This window comes from Massilia puerhi (genome assembly GCF_009861485.1).
On sequence record NZ_WOFW01000001.1, the window covers coordinates 122485 to 143032 of the forward strand.

Below are 20548 nucleotides of genomic sequence, written 5' to 3' on the forward strand. Positions count from 1 at the left end.
GCAATGATTCAACGACGCTCATTCCTCAAGAGCTCCCTTCTCCTCGCTTCTTCCTCCCTCGCCCTTCCTACCCTTGCCAAGAATACATCAGCCGACACCGGAATCCTGTCCGGCGAGTGCTGCCTGCGTTTCTACAATACGCACACCGGCGAGAAGCTAAAGAGCACGTTCTGGGCCGAAGGCGCGTTTGTCCCCGATGCCCTGAAAGACATCAATAAAGTGCTGCGCGACCACCGCAGCAACAAGATCGCCGACATCGATCCAGAACTGTTGCTGCTGCTCGGCCAGCTCAATGGCAAGCTCGACAACACCAAGGAACTGCACATCATCTCGGGCTACCGCGCCCCCGAATCGAACGCCTTCCTGCGCGGTCACGGCAGCGGAGGCGTCGCCAAGCGCAGCCTGCACATGGAAGGCAAGGCGATCGACATCCGCCTGCCGGGCACCGACCTGCGCCATCTGCAGAAAGCGGCCATGTCGCTCAAGGGCGGCGGCGTGGGCTATTACGCCAGCTCGCAGTTCGTCCACATGGATACCGGCCGCGTCCGGTACTGGTAAGACCATGACGCGGCATATCGTCCGCGTTGTTTCGGCAGTTGCCATGGGCTCGGTGCTCATGGCCGCTGCGTCGTGCCTGCCGGCGCATGCCGCCGGCCAGAGCACCGTCACCGTCAAGTCCACCCGCGATCCGGTCGACAAGTCCTACCGCAAGATGATCCGCGGCATGGAGCGCTTCGAGCGCGAACGCGCCTTCGCTCCCAACGCCACCCTGCGCTTCCAGTTACTGCCGCGCCTGCCGTCGACCGATATGCGCGGCATCACCCTGCGCATCGCGGGCGACTCCGTGTCGGTGCCGGTCGACATCGACGACAATAATTTCTTCGTCCTGCCGCGCAATGCCCAGGCCCTGCAAGAAGACGCCGCCGTGCTCGCCAGCCGCAAGACCGCCAGCATGACTTGGCGCGCGCGCATCGAGACTTCCGGCTTGCCGACCGGCACCCGGCGCCTGGGCGACCTGCGCCTGGAATGCCGGGTCGGCAAGGAAGCCGGGCTGGTATCGAACAGCTCGCCGCTATTCGGCTGGATCTCGGATGCCCTGAACACCCCCGAAGGCGTGTGCACCAGTCCGGACGGCAATTACCTGTTCTTCGCCGAGCGGCCGATCTTCGCCGTCACCCTGCGCGCGGGCCAGCGCGTCGAGACCCTGCCCTTTTCCATGCTGTACGCCGGCGGCGACCAGACGCCCGATATGCTGCCCTTCTGCGATTGCCAGGTGCTGCTCGACCGCACCTATTATGTGCCGCTGTGGGATGCCAGCTGGCCCGACGATACCCTGGTCGAGTTCGAATACATGGCCGATGCGCCGGCCGGGGTGGCGCCATGAGGCTGCCTCTCTGCGTGTGCGCGGCGCTGCTGGCGGGCTGCGCGTCCCAGCCGGCGCCACCGGGCGCCATCGTCGCGGCCGAGCGGCTGTCGGCGACGGTGGTGGCGACACGCACGACGAAGGCCGAGCTGCTGGCCGCCTTCGGTCCAACCAAAAGCGTGCGCTTCGACAGCGGCTACGAAGCGTGGGTCTATCAGATGCCGGCTGGCGGTGGGCGGTTCTCTGAATTCGTCGTGCTGATCGATCCGGCAGGCGTGGTCAGCAAGACCCGTACGCGGGCCCCATCCGCACAATAGTCAAGCAGCACGCTGGATTCATCGGCAGTGTGTAGCACCTAACAAACATGATTGCCTAACTCTGCGAAGGTAGCGGCAGGGCGAATCTCGCCACCCGATACACACATTCACGGAGGAATCATGACGACGACTGCAAACGACAACTTCAACGACTGGCTGCGCGATGCCCACGCGATGGAGAAGCAGGCCGAGCAGATGCTGACCGCGCAAGCCGAGCGCCTCGAACACTATCCTGAACTGCGCGCGCGCATCGTCCAGCACATCGACGAAACGCGCTGGCAGCACGGCGTGCTCGACGAGATCCTGGCGCGCCGCGGGACCGACAATTCGGTCTTCAAGGACATCAGCGCGCGACTGGTCGCCTTTGGCCAGGCCGTGGGCGGCATGGCCGCCAGCGACGAGGTCGTCAAGGGCGCGATGGCGGGCTATGTGTTCGAGAACGTCGAGATCGCCAGCTATACCGCGCTGATCGCGGCGGCCAAAGCCGTGGGCGATACCGCTACCCAGGCCCAGCTCGAGCAGATCCTGGAGCAGGAGAAGGCGATGGCGGCCTGGCTGCTGGAACACCTGCCGCAGGTGACCCAGGCCTTCCTGGCGCGCTCGGCCACGCCAGGCGTCGAAGCGAAGAAGTAAGCTTTTTCCTGCCTGCATTTTAAGCAGATCAATGGTTTGGAATGGCGCGGTGTGCGCTGTCCCAAACCATTTGTCGTTTGCTGCATCAAAAAATGGGCAGCGATGTCGAATCTTGAACTGGTGCTTCGTCGTCGTATCAGAGGAACGTCCTCTGTTGCTACCATCCAAGGAGACTCTCGATGTCCACCAATACCGTTGAGCTGCACCGCGTCATCAAATCGACCCCGGACCGCCTGTACCGCGCCTTCACCACGGCCGGGGCCTACGCCAAATGGCTGCCGCCCTACGGCTTCTTCGGCACCGTCCACGAGATGGATGGCCGGGTCGGCGGCCGCTACCGCATGTCCTTCACCAACCTCACCAATGGCCACAGCCATTCCTTCGGGGGCGAATACCTGGAGCTCGCACCCGGCCAGCGGGTGCGCTATTCGGCCGTGTTCGACGACCCGCAGCTTCCCGGCCAGATGCAGACCACGGTGCAGATGCGCGAGGTACTGGGCGGGGTCGAAGTGCGCATCACGCAAGAAGGCATCCCGCCCCAGATTCCGCTCGAGATGTGCTACCTGGGCTGGCAAGAGTCGCTCGAGCAGCTGGCGAAACTGGTCGAGCCAGAAATCCGGGACTGACCGCGTCCTGTGGCCCGTGCGCCACGGTCGGGCCGGCATTGGCTGGCACAATGGCGCAAACGAACACTACCGTGCGGAGGCTGGGATGCTTGCCAGGCATATGCGGAAGCTGCTGTTGCTGTTCAGTGCCATGCTCATCGGCATCGGCCTGCTTGCCTGTGGCGGTGGCGGCGGCAGCCCCGGCACGCCCGGCCCGGTCACGCCGCCGCCCGCCGCCAGCACCGGTTCGCTGGCCGTCGCCGCCAGCGGCCTGCCGGCCGGCGTCAATCCCGCCCTGCGCGTCACCGGCCCCAACAACTATCTGCAAGACCTCACGCAGTCGCAAACCCTCGCCAACCTCGCGCCCGGCAGCTACAACCTGGCCGCCTCGCCGGTCAGCAGCGGCGGCGTCACGTATCAACCCACACCAGCCTCGCAAGCGGCCACCGTCAGCGCCGGCGCCACCACGAGCGCCACGGTCAGCTATGCCAGCACCACGCTCGCCCTTGGACTGACGCGTGTGGTCACGGGCCTGGACAACCCGACCTTCCTGACCGGCAAAGCCGGCGACAGCCGCCTGTTCGTCACCGAGCGCGCGGGCCGGGTGCGCATCATCGACAACGGCAGCACACGCGACATGCCCTATCTCGATATCCGCGGCCTGGTCTCCACCGATGGCGAAGGGGGCCTGCTGTCGATCGCCTTCGATCCGCAATTCGAGCGCAACAGCTATCTGTACGTGTATTACACCGACCTGCAGCGCAATATCGTGATCGAGCGCTTCGATGCCGGCGCGACGCCGACCATCGTCAATCCGACCTCGGGCGTGATCATCCTGCGCATCCCGCACCCGACTTACCAGAACCATTTCGGCGGCCAGCTCGCCTTCGGCCCGGATGGCTATCTTTACCTGGCAACCGGCGACGGCGGTGGCGCGGGCGACCCGCAGGGCAATGCGCGCAACCTCAACAGCCTGCTCGGCAAGCTGCTGCGCATCGACGTGGCGGGCGCCACCACGGCCCATCCCTATGCCATCCCGGCCGGCAATCCCTACCGCGACATGGCCGGGCGCCGGCCCGAGATCTGGGCTTCCGGCTTGCGCAATCCCTGGCGCTTCAGTTTCGACGGCAGCCAACTCTAGCTGTCCGACGTCGGCCAGGACCGGCGCGAAGAAGTCAATATCGTCGCCACCAGCCAGGCCGGCCTGGACTATGGCTGGAACACCATGGAAGGCACGCTGTGCTATGGCGCCGCAAGCTGCGAGCGCAATGGCCTGACCCTGCCCGCGTTCGAATACGACCATGGCACGGGCAATGCCAACGGCTGTTCGATCACGGGCGGCTTCGTCTACCGCGGCCGGGCCCTGCCCGAGCTGGCTGGGCGCTACCTGTATTCCGACTTCTGCGGTGGTTACCTGAAAAGCTTCTTCGCCACCGGCAATGGCATCACCGAGCAACGCGACTGGGAGATCGACGATATCGGCCGGGTGGTGTCCTTCGGCCAGGATGCCGAGGGCGAGCTGTACTTACTCACGAGTGGCGGCGCCGTCCATAAAATTGGACGCGGGGCCACGCAATGAGGCTAGAATGAGGCAATGGCACGCTTACAACTCGATCTCCCCGAAGACCAGTTTTATTATTCGACGCAGCTGACGGTACGGGTCACCGACATCAATGCCGCCAACCACTTGGGCAATGAATCGATGATCGCGATGATCTCCGAGGCCAGGGCGCGTTTCCTGTTTGAATTCGGTGTCGCTGAGACCGAGCGCGACGGCAATGGCATCATCGTCACCGACCTCGCCGCGACCTACCGCGCCGAAGCGTATGGACGCGACCAGTTGCTGTTCGAAGTCGGCGTCATGGATTTCAATAAATACGGCGGCGACCTGATCTTCCGCATCACCCGCCCGCGCGACAAGACCCTGATCGCGATGGCCAAGTCGGGCTTCGTTTTCTACAACTACAAGTCCAGCCAGGTGTGCTACATGCCCGAGGATTTCCGCAACAAATTCGAGCGGGTGAACTGGATCGACTGAAGCGCCAGGCAGGAACCCGTACACGCCCCGTCCCGGTTGATCGGCACGGGGCGTTTTGTTTTCTAAAAAATAGTTGGAACTTTTCAGGGTGCTCGGCGGAATACAAGAAAAGAACACTGCCATGACCTTGACGACCGACTCTACCGATACCGAACTGCTGCGCCAGATGCACGCCGGACAGGCCGCAGCGTTCACGACGCTGTACCGGCGCCACCAGGGCCCTTTGTACCGCTATGCGCTGCTGCGCTGCGGCTCGGGCGATGCGGCGGCCGACATCGTGCAGGAAGCGTTCATGGGCCTGCTGACCGGGAAGCTGGGCTACGACCCGCTGCGCGGCCAGCTGCAGCATTTTTTATTCGGCGTGGCGCGCAACCTCGCGCTCAAGCTCGACGCAACGCGCCAGCGTCATCCGCAGTTGCCGGCGCCGGCCGACGACGATGATGGCGAGCCCGACCTGGATGCGGCGAGCGAGGCCGACGGGCCACTGACCCGGCTGCTCAACAACGAAGCGGCCGAGGAAGTACGGCGCGCACTGTCCCTGCTGCCGCCGCACTACCGCGACCCGGTGATTTTGTACGAGCTGCACGCGCTGTCGTACCAGGAGATCGCCACCATCTGCCAGGTCGATATCGGCACCGTGCGGTCGCGCCTGGCGCGTGGCCGGGCAGCGCTGGCCAAGCGCCTGCGATTGACGCTGGAAGGAATGACATGATGAACAACGACGACACCATCGACCCCGCATTGGCCACCCGCTTCGCCGCGCTGCGCAGCGAGCTGGCCGGGCACGAGGCGCCCCGCTGCGTGGAGAAGGAGTTGCTGCAGGCCTTTGCCCGCCAGTTCCCCAAACAGCAGCCCTGGTACCGCAAGCTGTCGCTGCCCCAGTGGGGCGCGGCCGGCGCCCTCGCCTCGCTGGGCGGCGCGGGTGTGCTGGCAACGCTGCTGCTGGCGCTGGCCCCGCACCAGGCGATCACGGTCGGCCCGCCGCTGATCGGCATCGACGACGGCGCCGCCTTCATCGCCCTCGAATCGCTCGAGCGGATCGCGCGCGAACCCTCTACCCGGGTGGTCGAGGCCGAACTGCCGCAGACCGCGCTGGCGCCGCTGGGCATGCCGCTCAATCCGCAGACCGCGGGCGGGATGGTGCGCGCCGAAATGCTGGTGGCCGAAGATGGCCATCCCCTGGCGCTGCGCCTGAGCGCCGTCAACTGACACGAACCATCCGAGGACCCCATGAACATCAACAAGATCCTGATCGCCGCCCTGCTGGCCGCCGCCTTCGCCCCCGCCCTGGCCGAGGACTTCACCCTGGAACAGGGCAACGACGGCGAACGCCGCATCGTGATCCGTCAGGGCACGGTGACCCTGCCGCCCGGCCAGCAAGCCGCGCTGCGCGCCGGCGACAGCGCCAGCCTGGCCGGCGCGATGCTCAATATAGCCAGCGCCGGCATCGTCAAGAATGCGCCCTACAGCGCCGAGACGGTTTCCGAAAGCATGCAGCGGCTGGCCGACGGCAACCAGATCGTCACCAGGTCGAGCACGATGCAATACCGCGACGGCGCCGGCCGCACCCGTACCGAGGTGCGCGGCGATGACGGCAAGCTGCGCATGATCACGATCAGCGACCCGGTCGAGGGTGCGCGCTGGATCCTGAACCCCGAGCGCAAGAGCGCCACGCGGACCGCGATCACATCGGAACAGGCCCGGCTCCAGGCCGCCGCGGCGCGCGCCGCGGCGGCGCAAGCCCGGGCCGACGCGGCCCAGGCCCGGGTCGCGGCAGCCCAGGCCCGCCGCGATGCCGAAGGTGCGCGCGCCGACGCCGAACAGCAGCGCAACAGCGCCGACCAGGCACGGGTGGCCGCCAACGCCGCGCGCGAGCGCATCGAGCAACTGCGCAAGGAAGGCAAGCTGCCCGAAGGCACCCAGATCATCGTCAAGGACGTCCAGCGCGGCATCGAACCGGCCGAGGTGCGGGTACGTATCGCCCAGTCGGCGGCGGCCATGCCCGCGGCGCGCGCGATGTCGGCCCAGATCGCCCCGCTGATCGTCGGCGCCGTCAATGACGGCAAATGGTCGGCCAAGGCGGTCACGCGCGAACTGGGCGAACGCGATTTTTCAGGCGTGCGGGCCCAGGGCAGCCAGCGCAGCTATGCGATTCCGGCCGGCGAGATCGGCAACCGCGATCCGATCGAAGTGAGCAGCGAGACCTGGTATTCGCCCGAACTGCAGGTCACGGTCTACCACAAGCGCAGCGACCCGCGCAGCGGCGAGATGGTGTACCGGCTCGAGAACCTGAAACGCGGCGAGCCGCCAGCGGCCCTGTTCAGCGTGCCAGGCGACTATACGGTGCGCGATCCGATCAAGGTGAGCAGCGCCCGGATTTCCGGCAAAGACGACTGACGTGCCGGAACGACAACGGCGCCCCGCGGGGCGCCGTTGTCCTGGGGTGGCATCGAATTTCAGCTACCGCGCTTCTTTTCCAAAATGGTCTCGTTGAACCAGTCGTCGATCATGCGTTTCTCGGCGCGCAGGCTGTCGCTGTCGGTGAAGCGGGTGATGCGCTGCATGTAGTTCATGTCGGCCAGCCGCGCGTCGCCGCCCTTGAGCACCTGCCCGTTCTGGGTCAGTGCATAGCGCAGGTTCATGATCGGCCAGTCCGCCGTGCCTTTCAAAACGCGCAGCTCGCGCCCACCGCGAAAATTGGGATACTCGCGGCCGGCCAGGTCGATGTCCGTCACCTCGATCACCAGGTCCTGCCCTTCCGGCAACTTGGCGCCCAGCTTGGTGAAATACTCGCTCAATTCCTTGAGCACCTGCTCGCGCTCCCATGGCGCGAACGGCAGGTCGGCAAACTTGTCGGATTCAATGTAATTCACGGTGACGCCGGCCGAGGCGGCGCCGGCTGTCAGCGCGAACAGGCCCGCAAAGGCCGTTTTCATCAGTAATGATTTCATCGCTCTCGCTCCTTGGATTTGTGTCGATCTTTCTGTATGCATTGAAATATACGCCGCTTCGAACAGCCGTGCCCGTCTCGAATCGTCATAGTTTGTATCCAAATGTTAGGCCTCGCACATGCCCCATAGATGGTGATGGATGAGAATGGCACAAGGGAGAATGCCATGCCAGAAGGTCCGTCGCTCTTTATCTTGAAGGAACAAACAACCCGCTTCGTGGGCCAGGACATCGTGCGCGCCAGCGGCAATGTCCGCGCTGTCGATCCGGATCGGCTGGTGGGCCAGCGCATCGTCGGCCTGCACACCTGGGGCAAGCATTTCCTGGTCGAACTGCCCGACCTCGTCCTGCGCGTGCACTTTTTGCTGTTCGGTACCTACCGCATCAATGAACGGCGCGACAAGGAGCCGCGCCTGTCGATCGAGACCGTGGGCGGCGACGAGCTCAATTTGTATGCCTGCGCGATCCGCGAGATCGATCGCGCCACCTTCGAGGCCTACGATTTCAGCGCCGACGTCATGTCCGATAGCTGGGACCCGAAACGGGCGCGCAAGAAGTTGCGCGCGCAGCCCGAGATGCTGGCCTGCGACGCCCTGCTCGACCAGGACATTTTTTCTGGCGTCGGCAATATCATCAAGAACGAGGTACTGTTTCGCATCCGCGTTCATCCGCTTTCGACCATCGGCGGCTTGCCCGCGCCCAAGTTGCGCGCGCTGGTCGATCAGGCACGCCAGTACAGCTTCGACTTCCTTGGCTGGAAAAAAGAGTTCGTCCTCAAACAGCACTGGCTGGCCCATGCCAAGAAAACGTGCCCACGCTGCGACATTCCTTATAAAAAAGCCAATCTGGGCCGCTCGAACCGCCGCGCTTTCTATTGCGAGCGTTGCCAAAAACTGTATACCTGAAACAGCGCTGTCTGTTGCCCGCAACATCCCTCTCAGTGGGACGATCAGCTGTTACATTGCGGCTGTCATATTTTAATGTTGCCTGTTGTTAAGGGTCATGGGTCGTACTACAATCGACTTGACTGTGGGCTATTTTTGCAGTGAAAAAAATAGTCTAAACAACATCCTCCTACGATATCGGATTCGCCCATGTCCTTCCTGTCTTCCTCTGCGCCCAAGCTCGCACCCTGGAAAGTATTGCTGGTCGATGATGAACCCGATATCCACGACATCACCAAGCTGACCCTGTCGCGCTTCCGCCTCGATGGCCGCGCGCTGTCCTTCGTGCACGCCTACAGCGGCGCCGAGGCCAAGGAAGTGCTGGCGCGCGAGCAGGATATCGCGCTGGTATTCCTGGACGTGGTAATGGAGCGCGAGGACAGCGGCCTCGAGGTCGCGCGCTGGATGCGCCAGGAGCTGGACAACCAGTTCACCCGCATCGTGCTGCGCACCGGTCAGCCGGGCCAGGCGCCCGAGGAACGCGTGATCGTCGACTACGACATCAACGATTACAAGGAAAAGACGGAGCTGGACCGCACCAAGCTGTTCACCACCACGTTTGCCGCCCTGCGCGCCTACCGCGACATCATGAAGGTCGAGGACGCGCGCCGCGTGCAGCAGACCTACCGCGAAGGCCTGGAACGGGTGATCGCCGCCTCCGCCCACATCTTCCAGCAGCGCAACCTGAAAGACTTCGCCAACGGCCTGCTGCTACAGGTGGTGGCCCTGCTGCGCCTGGAACAGAGCATGCTGCTGCGCCTGAAGGCGGCCAGCGTGATCACCGGCCAGAGCCAGTACGAAGTGCTGGCCCAGATCGGCGACATGGGCCAGGAAGAGATCGGCCCGGAACTCATGCTGCAGCTGGACGACGCGCGTCATAACCGCATCTCGCGCCTGCATGGCGACACCTATGTCGGCTATTTCCCGAACAATAGCGGCAAGGCGTCGCTGCTGGTGCTCAAGGGCGTGGACGAGATCTCTGACATCGACGCCCAATTGCTCGAAGTCTTCTGCTCAGGCGTGGCCATTGCCTTCGACAATATTCTGCTGAACCAGGAAATCACCGACACCCAGGCCGAGCTGATCCTGCGCCTGGGCGACGTGGTCGAATCGCGCTCGCACGAAGCTGGCAACCACGTGCGCCGCATGTCCCAGGTCTGCCACATGCTGGCTCAGGCCTCGGGCATGCCCGAGGACGAGACGGCGGTGCTGATGCATGCCGCGCCAATGCACGACGTGGGCAAGATCGCCACGCCCGATGCGGTGCTGCTCAAGCCGGGCAAGCTCACCGAAGAAGAGTGGGAAATCATGAAGCAGCACCCGACGGTCGGGCTGCAGATCCTGGATGGCTCGCAGCGCCCGATCCTGAAGGCGGCCGCGGTGATCGCCCACCAGCACCACGAGAAATTCGACGGCAGCGGCTATCCGCAGGGCTTGCGCGGCGAGGCCATCCATCCGTATGCGCGCATCGTGGCCGTGGCCGACGTATTCGACGCCCTGAGCCACAAGCGCTGCTACAAGGACGCATGGCCGCCGGCCAAGGTCACCGAACACCTGCGCGAGGTGGCCGGCCACCATCTCGATCCAAAGTACGTCGACCTGCTCATCAAGAACATGGACAAGGCGCTGGAAATCAACGAGAAGTGGCCCGATTGAACCCATGCCTGTGATGTAGGGTGGATGGCTTCGCCATCCACGCGTTCACATCCACCTGAACCGCTGCGGCGCTCTCCGGCGTCGCACATCTCCCTTGCCCCCTTCCGCACGCCCTGCGCTCCGCACTGCCAACCTCATGCACTGAACATCGTGTATTAGCGCTGCTTATAGGTTTCGTACCCACACGGGATTGAGGCCGAGAACTTATTCACGAATACTGGCCTGACGTTGCCGCTACGCCGTCGGGCCGACAGCGTCTACAGCATTGCCGTTTTGTATCACAGCCAGTCTTATATCTATAACAATAGCGGAGAGATGGAATGTTGAAAGAAACCGTGCAGGTCCGGTGCATCCGGGCCACCCTGGTTGGCAGCTCGATGCTGCTGTCCCACACCGCCGTGCAGGCGGCCCCTCCCACCGGCGACACCCCGGCTGCGCAGGCAGACCCGCAGCAGGTGGTCGTTACCGGATCGCGTTTCGGCAGCCGGATGGTGACCGAGGCGGCCACGCCGATCGACGTGATCCCGGCCACCGAGATCGCCCGCGGCGGCCAGTTGCAACTGCAGCAGTCACTGCGCACCCTGGTCCCGTCATTCAATGTGTCGGCCCCGGCCACCACCGGCGCCCTCGATTTCACCAGTTCACCGGCGCTGCGCGGCCTGGGCCCCGGCGAACTGCTGCTGCTCGTGAACGGCAAGCGGCGCCATTCGACCGGCATGCTCAATACCAGCAATGTGCTCGGCCGCGGTGACGTCGGCTACGATTTCAGTGCGATCCCGACGGCGGCGCTGGGCCGGGTGGAAGTGCTGCGCGACGGTGCATCGGCCCAGTATGGCGCCGACGCGATCGCGGGCGTGATCAACCTGGTGCTCGACCGTTCGCTGGGCGCCAGCGCCAGCGTGATGACGGGCATGAACACGCACGGCGACGGCGGCATGGGCGAGTTCTCCGGCGCGGTCGGCGTGCCATGGGGCGACGATGGCGTCATCCGCACCAGCCTGCGCTGGCAAAAGAAGCACGCCAGCAACCGCGCCGCGCCCGACACCCGCCAGCAGTATTTCGGCGCCAGCGGCACTGGCCCGCGCCCACTCTCGGGCAACTACGGCTCGGGCACCGGCCTTACGCCGTCGTCCGGCACGCTCGATCCGCGTGAAGCCACGATCGACCGCAACCTGTTCGTGCTGGGCGAGGCGCCGATGGATTCGTGGTCGATGTTCGTCAACGCCGAGCGCGGGCTGGGTCAGGGCCTGCAGTTCTATGCCTTCGGCGGCGCCAGCCGCGTGGATGGCGACACCCCGGGCTTTTATCGCCGCGCCGGCCAGGACGAGGTGGTGCGCGCCATCTACCCGGACGGCTTCCGGCCTTCGTTCGGCGCGCGGCTCGACAACGCCTCGCTCACCGCGGGCCTGCGCGGCGAAGCCTTCGCCTCCTTCGCCTGGGACCTGTCCAGCTCGTACGGTGTGAGCCGCATCGACCAGACAGTGGCCAACTCCAACAACGTCTCGTATGGCGCCGCCAGTCCCACCGCCGCCTACACCGGCGGCACCCGCTTCGCGCAGTGGACCAACAACCTCGACGTCACGCGCGAATTCGCCATGGCCGGCGGCGCGCCGCTGAAACTGGCCATGGGCATCGAGTACCGCAAGGAGTATTTCGAGCGCGTGGCCGGCGATCCGGACAGCTACCTCAATGGCAATGTGCCGATCCTCAACGGTCCCAACGCGGGCCGGCCGGCGATTCCCGGCATGCAGCCGACGCCGGGCGTGACGCCCCAGGACGCGCTCAACCAGCAGCGCCATAGCGGCGCCGCCTATGCCGAGCTGCAGCGCCAGCTCACCGAGCGCTGGCTGCTGGGTGGCACGCTGCGCTACGAGCACTTCTCGGACTTTGGCCCGAGCCGCACCTTCAAGCTGGCCAGCCGCTACCGGCTGAGCGACGCCTGGGCGCTGCGTGGCTCGTGGAGCAGCGGCTTCCGGGCGCCGAACCTGGCGCAGTCGTTCTCCAGCTCGAGCAACACCACCTTCACCCTCGGCAATCCAGTGACCTCGCGCCTGCTGCCGGTCGACAGTCCGATCGCCGCCCTGCTCGGCGCCAGCGCGCTGCGGCCGGAACGCTCGCACGACCTGTCGCTGGGCGCGGTCTACACCGGCGCCGCGCTGATGGTGGCGCTGGATGCCTATCAGATCGCCATCAACGACCGCATCGCGCTGTCGTCCGCGTTCCAGGACACGCGCATCAGCGCGCTGCTGGCGGCGAACGGCTATCCGGGCGTGGGGGCGGTCAGCTACATGACCAATGCGATCGACACCACCACCCGCGGCATCGACGTGACAGCCAGCTACCGGCTGCGCCTGGGCGCGCTCGGCAACCTGCTGGTGTCGGCGGCGGCCAACCACAACACGACCGATATCGACCATGTGGCGCCCACGCCCGCCCCACTGGCCGCGCTGGGCATCACCACCCCGCTGTACGACCTGACGCAGCAGGTGCGCCTCACCGATGCGTCGCCACGCAACAAGTTCGTCCTGGGCTTGCAGTGGAAGCGCAATGCCTGGACGGTCAACTTCAACAACACGCACTACGGCGAAGTCGCGGTTCTGCAGTTCGCCAACGCCAACCCGGCGCAGGTGGCGGCCCTGACCCCGGGCTACCAGGTGGCGCTGCGGCCGACCGTGCCGGGATCGGCCAACGCGCAGATCATCCAGTACTTCGACGCCAAGACGGTGAGCGACCTGAATCTGAGCTACCAGCTCGGCCAGGCCGCGCTGACGGTCGGCTCGAACAATCTGTTCGACGTCTACCCGGACCGCAATATCGCATCGAGCGCCGCCACGGTGGCCGCCGGCACCAACGGCGCCGACAACGCCGGCACCATCCCCTATCCGCTCATTTCTCCCTTTGGCTACACCGGACGCACGATCTATGCAAAGCTCGACTACCGATTCTGATGGCGCGCCATCCCGTGCGCGGCGCACGCTCCTGACCCGGGCCGCGCTGGTGCTGTACGGCGCCAGCGCCCTGGCGCCGGCCCGCGCGCAACGGCACGACCTGCTGGCCAAGGTACGCGGCGGCGCTCCCCTGCGCATCGCCAACACCCAGAGCAGCCCGCCCTGGAGCAAGCTCGACGACCAGCGACGGGTGGTCGGCTACGACGTCGACGTGGCGCGCGAGATGGCACGCCGCATGGACGTGCGCATCGTCTTCGTGGCCGACACCTACAAGAACTTCGTTGCCGGCCTGCGCACGCAGAAATACGACGTCGTGATGAACGACCTGACGCCCACCCGGGCCCGCCTGCGCCAGGTCGATTTCGCGGCGCCTTACGGCGTGGAAGACTTCCGCATCTTCGTGCGCCGCCAGGACACCACGATCCGCGAGCGCGCCGACCTGCATGGAAGGAAGGTCGGCGTCACCGTGGGCACCAGCAACGAGTCGTGGGCGCGGGCCCACCTGAAGGGCTCCGATATCCGCGCCTACAACAACGGCGGCCACGTGTTCGCCGACCTGACCTATGGCCGCATCGACGCCGTGATCGCCTCGCACTTCGGCGGCCAGGGCTTGATCAAGGCGGTCGGCCTGCCGCTCAAGGAGGTCGGCCCGCCCCTGGTCTACCAGCTGGCGGCGCCGGCGCTGCCGCATGGCCAGGTAGCGCTGCGCGAGGCCATGAGCCGCGCCCTGGATGCGATGCGCACCGACGGCACGCTCGACCGCATGGCGCGCCAGTGGCTCGGCCCCGAATACGAGATGGAAAAGATGATCGCCATCGCCCACCGCCAGGCCGCCGGCCAGGAATGAACAACATCAACAAGGAAAGACCCTCGATGAGCCACACCAATCGCCTTGATGACGCCCCGTTCGACAGCCTTTCGCCCCCGGTGTGGCGGGCGTCGACCGTGGTGTTCGACAACCTGACCGATTTCATCCATCGGCGCGAACGCCAGCCCGACGGCTACAGCTACGGCACCACCGGCACGCCCACCGCGCGCGGGCTGGAACGCAGGATCGCCGCACTGGAAGGCGGCCGCCACTGCGTCGTCACGCCGTCCGGACAGGCCGCGCTGATGATCACCGTGATGGCCTTCGTGCGCGCCGGCGACCATGTGCTGGTATCGGCCGCCTGCTACGGCGCGCTGCAGATCCTGGCCACCCGCTGGCTGGCCCGGCTGGGCGTGGAAGTGGAACTGTACCGGCCGGACATCGGCCGCGACATCGCCGCGCGGTTGCGGCCGACCACGCGCATGATCTGCCTGGAAGCGCCCGGCTCGATCACGATGGAGATGCCGGATGTGCGCGCGATCGCCGAGGTGGCGCGCGAGCGCGGCGTACTGACGATGATCGACAACACCTGGGCCGGTCCGCTCGCGTTTCGGCCGCTGGAGCACGGCGTCGACTTCTGTATCGAGGCGGCCACCAAGCAGTTCGGCGGCCACTCCGACCTGCTGCTGGGCAGCGTGACGACCAACGACCATGGTCACTACGCGGCGCTGCGCGAGACGCAGAGCATCTTCGGCCTGCAGGCCAGCCCGGACGACTGCTTCCTGGTGCTGCGCGGGCTCGAGACGCTGAAGGTGCGGCTCGCCGCCCAGTGCGCCGCGGCGCTGGAGGTGGCCAGCTGGCTCGAATCCCATCCGCTGGTGGAACGGGTGCTGTTTCCCGCGCTCGCATCCGACCCTGGCCACGCGCTGTGGAAGCGCGACTTCAGCGGCGGCGGCAGCCTGTTCTCGCTGATCCTCCAGGGCGCACCCGAGGCGGCCATGCAGGCCTTGTTCGCGGCGCTGCGCTGCTTCAGGATCGGCGCCAGCTGGGGCGGCGTGCACAGCCTGGCCGCGTATTATCCGGCGCGGCTGCAGGCAGAGCGGCCGTTCGCGCTGACCGACAAGGCGCTGCTGCGGCTTTCCATCGGGCTCGAGGACAGCGCCGACCTGATCGCCGACCTTGACCGGGCGCTGAAGGCGTATGCGGAGGCGACGCCATGATCGACCTGTTCCTGCGCGCGGCGCCGATGCTGGCCGAGGCGGTGTGGATCACGCTGTTCCTGGGCCTGGGCTCGTTCACACTGGGCTGCGTGCTGGGCCTGGTCATCGCGCTGGCCCGTATTTCGTCGCTGCGCGTGCTGCGCTGGCTGGCGTTCGCCTATGTGTCGATCTTCCGCGGCACGCCGCTGCTGATCCAGCTGCTGCTGATCTACTTCGGCCTGCCCGTCTACGGCATCGTCATCGACCCGCTCAGCGCCTCCCTGCTGGCCCTGACCCTGTTCGCCGCGGCTTACCTGAGCGAGAACTTCCGTTCCGGGATCTCGGCCGTCGATCGCGGCCAGTGGGAAGCGGCGTGGTCGATGGGCATGCCGTACGTCACCGTGCTGCGCCGGATCATCCTGCCGCAGGCGCTGCGGGTGGCGGTGCCGCCAATGGGCAGCCGGCTGGTGGCGCTCATGAAGGACACCTCGCTCGCCTAGACGGTGACGGTGGTGGAACTGACGCGGGTGGCCGACCAGGTCGGCGCCTCGACCTTCCGCTACATGGAAATCTTCCTGATCGTCGGCGCGATGTACTGGGCCATCAACCAGGTGCTGACGATCCTGCAGACGATGCTGGAAAACCGACTCGCGAGGCGCTACCAATGACGACGACATCCACCAACGACCAGACGCCGCCGGTGCAGGTGCGCGGACTGTCCAAGCGCTTCGGCCAACTGCAGGTGCTGGCCGGGGTCGACCTGGCCGTGCAGCGCGGTGAAGTCGTGGTGCTGATGGGGCCTTCCGGCTCCGGCAAGACGACGCTGATCCGCTGCCTGAATTTTCTCGAACTGGCCGATGCGGGCAGCATCGGCGTCTGCGGCGTGCAGGTACGGCGTGGCGGCAAGCCGCTCTCGCGCGCCGAGCAGCACCTGGTGCGCCAGATCCGGCTGCGCACCGCGATGGTATTCCAGTCCTTCAACCTGTTCCCGCACATGACGGCGCTCGAGAACGTGACGATCGGCCCGCTCACCGTGCAGCGCGTGGCGCCGGCCCAGGCGCGCGACCAGGGACTGGCGCTGCTGGCCAAGGTGGGGCTGGCGGACAAGGCAAACGCCTATCCGGGCACGCTGTCGGGAGGTCAGAAGCAGCGGGTGGCGATCGCCCGCGCGCTGGCGCTGCAACCGGAGCTGATCCTGTTCGACGAGCCGACGTCGGCGCTCGACCCCGAACTGCGCGACGACGTGCTGGCCGTGATGCGCGACCTGGCCGCCGAAGGCATGACGATGCTGGTGGTTACCCACGAGACGCGCTTCGCGCGCGAGGTGGCCGACCGGGTGGTGTTCATGGAGGGCGGAACAATCGTCGTGGATGCGCCGCCCGAGCAGTTCTTCGGAGACGGGGCCAGCGAGCGTTGCCGGCAGTTCCTGGGGCGGCTGAACTAGCGGCCCGCCGCACCGGTCATCCCGGCACGCGCTCCAGCTCTTGCTCCACCACCCGCAGGTCTTCCTGCAAGCGCGCGCGCATGAGCGCAAGCAGCTGCTGCGCGATCGGGCTCAGCGGCAGCGAGGCTGGCATCGCCAGCACCACCGTGTACTCGATGCGCTCGGAGAAGCGGCGCAGCACCAGGTCGCGGCCGATGTAGTCGAAGGCGGTCACGGGATTGACGACGGCCACGCCCACGCCCTGCCGTACCAGCTCGCACAGGCTGACCGAGTAGGGGGTCTCGACCACGGTATCGGGCAACACGCCGTGGGCGGCGAAGATCGCGTTCAAGCGTCCGCCCGCGCCATCCTCGGGATTCAGGCCGAGGAAGGGATACGGCGCCAGGTCGGCCGGCGTGATCATCTGCCTGCGCGCCAGCGGGTGATGCAGCGGCAGCGCCACCACGCCGGCCGCGCGCAGGAACACCGAGTGTTCCAGGCCCGTCAGCACCACTTCGTCGGCCATCAGGCCGATGTCGGCTTCGTCGGCCAGCAGGCGGGTGCGCACGTCGCGCGAACTCATGATCTGCAGCGACACCGAGATCTTGCGCTCGGCCAGCATCGCCTGTCCCAACACGCGCGGCAGGAAGCCCAGCCCCAGCCCCGGCAAGCTGGCCACGCGCACGCGCCCGGTGCCGAACTGACGCAGGCTGCGCAGCCGGTGCTCGATCGCATCCATCCCCACGAAGCAGCGATTGACCTCGCTGAGCAGCGCCGCCGCCTCGCGCGTGGGATACAGCTTGCCGTGCAGGCGCTGGAACAGCAGGATCCCCGCGTGGGCCTCGAGCTTGCGCAGCGACTGGCTGATGGCGGGCTGGGTGACATTGAGCAGGCGCGCCGCCTTGCTGGCGGAGCCCGCCGTCATCACGGCCCGGAAAACTTCGATTTCGCGCAGTAGCATGTGCATGGCACCCTTGACGGAACCCGGCTATTTGATGGCCGTTACAGGCGCAAGTCAAGCACCGACTAGGTTTTCTGCTTGCGCTGCGATTGTGGAAAGCGCAGGTGATACTTCAAGCCTTCACCCGGCGCACTCTCGACCCGCACCGTGCCGCCGAGCGCCCCGGTGACCAGGTTGTACAGGATGTGCGCCCCCAGGCCGCTGCCGCCGGTCCCGCGCTTGGTCGTGAAGAACGGATCGAACAGCTTGTCCAGCGTGTCCTTGTCCATCCCCGCTCCATCGTCGGCATAGTCGAGCACGACCCAGCCTTCGTCTTCCGGCGCCGCGCGCAGCGTGATATTACCCGGCTGGTCGCGCTCGAACCCATGGACCAGCGAGTTGACCACCATATTGGTGACGATCTGCGACACCGCGCCCGGATAGCTGTCCAGCACCAGGTCGTGCGGGAAGTCGACCGCCACCTTGATCGGCCGGCCTTTCAGCTTCGGCTGCAGCGACAGCAGCACTTCGTTCAGGTAAGGCCCCAGGTTAAAGCTGCGGATATTGTCCGAGGACTGGTCGACCGCCACCTGCTTGAAGCTGCGCACCAGGCTCGCCGCGCGCTGGGTATTGGTGGTCATGATGCGCAGCGACTGGTCGACGATGTCGAAGAAACTGGCCAGGCTGTCCTCGGTCATCTCGCCGGCCGCCAGTTCTTCGCGCGTGAGCTTCAGTTCCTGTACCAGGTGGCTGGTCGCGGTCACGCAGATGCCCAGCGGAGTATTGATCTCGTGCGCCACCCCGGCCACCAGCCGCCCCAGCGAAGCCAGCTTTTCCTGGCGCACCAGTTCCGACTGCGCCTCCTGCAACGCGTGCAGGGCGTCGTTCAGGGCCGCGTTCTGCTGCTCGAGTTCCTGCTTGGCCTTGCGGATCTTGCGGTCGGCCTGCATGCGCGCGATCGCCACCGCCACGTGGCTGGCCATGAAGGCCAGCAGATCGAGTTCGGCCTTGGTGTAGACGATCGCGCTGTCATAGCTCTGCACCACGATCACGCCATACGGCTTCTCGTGGACCAGCATCGGCGCGCCCATCCAGCTGGCGATATCGGTGTTGCCGAGGGGTTCGGTGACGATGCCGTTGGCGACCAGCTGGCGGAAGCTCCCCAGGTCGTGCAACTGGGCCTGCTTGCTCGACAGCACGTACGAGCACATGGCTTTTCCGAACGGGAAGCGCTGCAGCGGCGGCGTATCGTCCTTCTGGTCGACGAAGTACGGGATGCTGATTTCCTGGGTATCCGGGTGGTACAGCGCGATCAGGAAGTTATCGGCCACCATCAGCTCGCCGATGATGGCGTGCAGGCTGGCGCTGAGCAGGTCGGTATCGAGCGCCTGGGCCGACAGGTCGGCGATCTGGTACAGCGCATGCTGGACCTTCTCGGCCCGGCCACGCTCGGCGACTTCGTGCGCCAGCGCCGCGGTCCGCTCCTGCACCGCGCGCTCGAGCCGGTCCATGCTCTGCAGGCCCTGCAGCGCATTGGACACGTGGTTGGCGATCAGGGCGAACAGCGCCTGGTCTTCCTCGCTGTAGGTCTGGTCGCGCGAATAGCTCTGGATGACGATCGCGCCCAGCGCCTGGTGGTTCTGGTCCAGGAGCGGACATCCCATCCAGTGCTCGGCCGCGCTGCCATTTCCCCAGACCGCGCCGGTACGGGCGGCAAAATCCCTGCCGGTCAGGATCAGGGCTTCGCGATTGAGCAACACCCAGGCGGTGGGCGACTGCTCGGCCGACGCCAGGGTGATGCGTTCGTTGGGATTGGGGGCTTCGTCCGACTCGTCGACGAAGTAGACGAATCGCACCGTGCCGTCTTCGCGATCGGCCAGCGCCACATAGAAATTGGCCGCATACATGATACGACCCAGCGCGCCGTGCACGGCCGCGATGAAGGCGGTGATGTCGCTGCAACTGGTCGATAATTGCCCGATCTCGAGCAACATCGACTGGACCGCTTCCAGCCGGTCAAGACGTTCCATGCTTTCCCCACGTAAAAAATGCGTAGAGGAAATAGTAGCAGCTTGGCGCCCGCCGCAGCAGTGCCACGGCGGCCGAGTGTGGTATTTAGCGCGGGGCGCGGAAATCGTTCTCGATCCAGGCCAGGGCCGAGGCTTGCGTCAGCTTGAAGGTCGGCGCCACGCGCACCCTGGCTACCTGCTCGCCCATTTCGTCGGTCGCGGCCAGCATGGCGTACGGGTCGTCATCGTCCGGCACGATATCGAGCGTGACTTTCAATTCGCCTTCGCCGGTCGAGACGAACAGGTTCTTGTGCAGGATCGCGTGCAGGTGCTGCTCGTGGCGGCGGATCACTTCGGACGCGGTCTTGATCAGCGTATTGAAGGCATTCACATCGAGCGGCTTGGGGTTCTTCTTGTCGCGGCCCATGGTCCAGGGGCCGACCAGCGCCGGTTCGGGCTCGCCGTCCTTGTACATGGCCACCGCCCAGCCTTCGTCATCGTCGTTCTTGATCACGCGCGCGGTCCAGCCATTGCCCTGCCACAGGCGTGGTTCCTGCACCGGGCCGGCATCCTGCTGGTCGTCGTCGTGATCGTGGGTAGGGTCGTTCATCTGCATCCTCGGCGGGCTCGCGCCCAAAACCACGATCATAGAGGAAACCGGACCCATGAAAAAGCCCGCATGCGCAAGCAGTGCGGGCCTTTTTGACGCTGACTCG

Annotated in this window: 21 protein-coding genes and 1 pseudogene; 18 read left to right on the plus strand and 4 right to left on the minus strand. The window is 65.8% G+C overall.

What is annotated here, in order from left to right:
- Nucleotides 1–3: 3 nt before the first annotated feature.
- From mepK to GNT67_RS00575, 10 genes and pseudogenes are all read left to right on the plus strand, one after another.
- On the plus strand, nucleotides 4–558 hold the full coding sequence (gene mepK, locus GNT67_RS00530) for a peptidoglycan L,D-endopeptidase MepK (protein ID WP_159627580.1): 555 nt from the start codon (nucleotides 4–6) through the stop codon (nucleotides 556–558).
- 4 nt (nucleotides 559–562) lie between these two features.
- Complete coding sequence (locus tag GNT67_RS00535; protein ID WP_229407867.1) at nucleotides 563–1384, plus strand: hypothetical protein; 822 nt, start codon at nucleotides 563–565, stop codon at nucleotides 1382–1384.
- The gene (locus GNT67_RS00540) at nucleotides 1381–1680 is read left to right on the plus strand and encodes a hypothetical protein (RefSeq protein WP_159627582.1); all 300 of its coding nucleotides are present in this window, start codon (nucleotides 1381–1383) and stop codon (nucleotides 1678–1680) included. The genes GNT67_RS00535 and GNT67_RS00540 overlap by 4 nt, the downstream gene beginning before the upstream one ends.
- A 120-nt stretch (nucleotides 1681–1800) precedes the next feature.
- Nucleotides 1801–2313, plus strand: a complete 513-nt coding sequence (locus GNT67_RS00545; RefSeq protein WP_159627584.1) for a ferritin-like domain-containing protein — start codon at nucleotides 1801–1803, stop codon at nucleotides 2311–2313.
- Nucleotides 2314–2492: 179 nt separating this feature from the next.
- The gene (locus GNT67_RS00550; protein ID WP_159627586.1) at nucleotides 2493–2939 is read left to right on the plus strand and encodes an SRPBCC family protein; all 447 of its coding nucleotides are present in this window, start codon (nucleotides 2493–2495) and stop codon (nucleotides 2937–2939) included.
- Nucleotides 2940–3069: 130 nt separating this feature from the next.
- Nucleotides 3070–4497 (plus strand): annotated as a pseudogene (locus GNT67_RS00555) (PQQ-dependent sugar dehydrogenase).
- A 15-nt stretch (nucleotides 4498–4512) separates the two neighbouring features.
- Entirely contained in the window at nucleotides 4513–4956 is a 444-nt protein-coding gene (locus GNT67_RS00560) for a thioesterase family protein (protein WP_159627588.1), read from the plus strand.
- Nucleotides 4957–5077: 121 nt separating this feature from the next.
- Nucleotides 5078–5668 (plus strand): RNA polymerase sigma factor, encoded by a 591-nt coding sequence (locus GNT67_RS00565; protein ID WP_159627590.1) that lies wholly within the window; start codon nucleotides 5078–5080, stop codon nucleotides 5666–5668.
- The gene (locus GNT67_RS00570; protein ID WP_159627592.1) at nucleotides 5665–6165 is read left to right on the plus strand and encodes a hypothetical protein; all 501 of its coding nucleotides are present in this window, start codon (nucleotides 5665–5667) and stop codon (nucleotides 6163–6165) included. The genes GNT67_RS00565 and GNT67_RS00570 overlap by 4 nt, the downstream gene beginning before the upstream one ends.
- 21 nt (nucleotides 6166–6186) lie before the next feature.
- Nucleotides 6187–7353, plus strand: a complete 1167-nt coding sequence (locus tag GNT67_RS00575; protein ID WP_159627594.1) for a hypothetical protein — start codon at nucleotides 6187–6189, stop codon at nucleotides 7351–7353.
- A gap of 59 nt (nucleotides 7354–7412) precedes the next feature.
- Here the strand turns inward: GNT67_RS00575 and GNT67_RS00580 are convergent, their stop codons facing one another.
- Nucleotides 7413–7907: a DUF3016 domain-containing protein gene (locus tag GNT67_RS00580; protein WP_159627596.1), complete on the minus strand. Its 495-nt coding sequence runs from the start codon at nucleotides 7905–7907 to the stop codon at nucleotides 7413–7415.
- A gap of 165 nt (nucleotides 7908–8072) precedes the next feature.
- Between GNT67_RS00580 and GNT67_RS00585 the strand changes: the two genes are divergently transcribed.
- The 8 genes from GNT67_RS00585 (at nucleotide 8073) to GNT67_RS00615 (ending at nucleotide 16904) form a co-directional block, all read left to right on the plus strand.
- Nucleotides 8073–8810, plus strand: a complete 738-nt coding sequence (locus tag GNT67_RS00585; protein WP_159627598.1) for a DNA-formamidopyrimidine glycosylase family protein — start codon at nucleotides 8073–8075, stop codon at nucleotides 8808–8810.
- Nucleotides 8811–8999: 189 nt separating this feature from the next.
- A complete protein-coding gene (locus GNT67_RS00590; protein ID WP_159627600.1) occupies nucleotides 9000–10505 on the plus strand; it encodes a response regulator in 1506 nt (501 codons plus the stop codon).
- A gap of 320 nt (nucleotides 10506–10825) precedes the next feature.
- The gene (locus tag GNT67_RS00595; RefSeq protein ID WP_159627602.1) at nucleotides 10826–13453 is read left to right on the plus strand and encodes a TonB-dependent receptor plug domain-containing protein; all 2628 of its coding nucleotides are present in this window, start codon (nucleotides 10826–10828) and stop codon (nucleotides 13451–13453) included.
- A complete protein-coding gene (locus GNT67_RS00600; RefSeq protein ID WP_159627604.1) occupies nucleotides 13428–14300 on the plus strand; it encodes a transporter substrate-binding domain-containing protein in 873 nt (290 codons plus the stop codon). The genes GNT67_RS00595 and GNT67_RS00600 overlap by 26 nt, the downstream gene beginning before the upstream one ends.
- Nucleotides 14297–15481 carry a cystathionine beta-lyase gene (gene metC, locus GNT67_RS00605; RefSeq protein WP_159627606.1) on the plus strand — a complete coding sequence of 395 codons (1185 nt, stop codon included), beginning with the start codon at nucleotides 14297–14299 and terminating at the stop codon, nucleotides 15479–15481. The genes GNT67_RS00600 and metC overlap by 4 nt, the downstream gene beginning before the upstream one ends.
- A complete protein-coding gene (locus tag GNT67_RS00610) occupies nucleotides 15478–15960 on the plus strand; it encodes an amino acid ABC transporter permease (RefSeq protein WP_229407868.1) in 483 nt (160 codons plus the stop codon). The genes metC and GNT67_RS00610 overlap by 4 nt, the downstream gene beginning before the upstream one ends.
- A gap of 9 nt (nucleotides 15961–15969) precedes the next feature.
- The gene (locus tag GNT67_RS03010) at nucleotides 15970–16128 is read left to right on the plus strand and encodes an ABC transporter permease family protein (RefSeq protein WP_229407869.1); all 159 of its coding nucleotides are present in this window, start codon (nucleotides 15970–15972) and stop codon (nucleotides 16126–16128) included.
- Nucleotides 16125–16904, plus strand: coding sequence for an amino acid ABC transporter ATP-binding protein (locus GNT67_RS00615; RefSeq protein ID WP_159627608.1), 780 nt, complete (start codon nucleotides 16125–16127; stop codon nucleotides 16902–16904). Before GNT67_RS03010 ends, GNT67_RS00615 begins: the two co-directional genes overlap by 4 nt.
- Nucleotides 16905–16920: 16 nt before the next feature.
- Here the strand turns inward: GNT67_RS00615 and GNT67_RS00620 are convergent, their stop codons facing one another.
- From GNT67_RS00620 to GNT67_RS00630, 3 genes are all read right to left on the minus strand, one after another.
- Nucleotides 16921–17844 carry a LysR substrate-binding domain-containing protein gene (locus GNT67_RS00620; RefSeq protein WP_159627610.1) on the minus strand — a complete coding sequence of 308 codons (924 nt, stop codon included), beginning with the start codon at nucleotides 17842–17844 and terminating at the stop codon, nucleotides 16921–16923.
- A gap of 65 nt (nucleotides 17845–17909) precedes the next feature.
- Nucleotides 17910–19853 carry a GAF domain-containing sensor histidine kinase gene (locus GNT67_RS00625; RefSeq protein WP_159627612.1) on the minus strand — a complete coding sequence of 648 codons (1944 nt, stop codon included), beginning with the start codon at nucleotides 19851–19853 and terminating at the stop codon, nucleotides 17910–17912.
- An 85-nt stretch (nucleotides 19854–19938) separates the two neighbouring features.
- A complete protein-coding gene (locus GNT67_RS00630; protein WP_159627614.1) occupies nucleotides 19939–20442 on the minus strand; it encodes a hypothetical protein in 504 nt (167 codons plus the stop codon).
- Nucleotides 20443–20548: the final 106 nt, after the last annotated feature.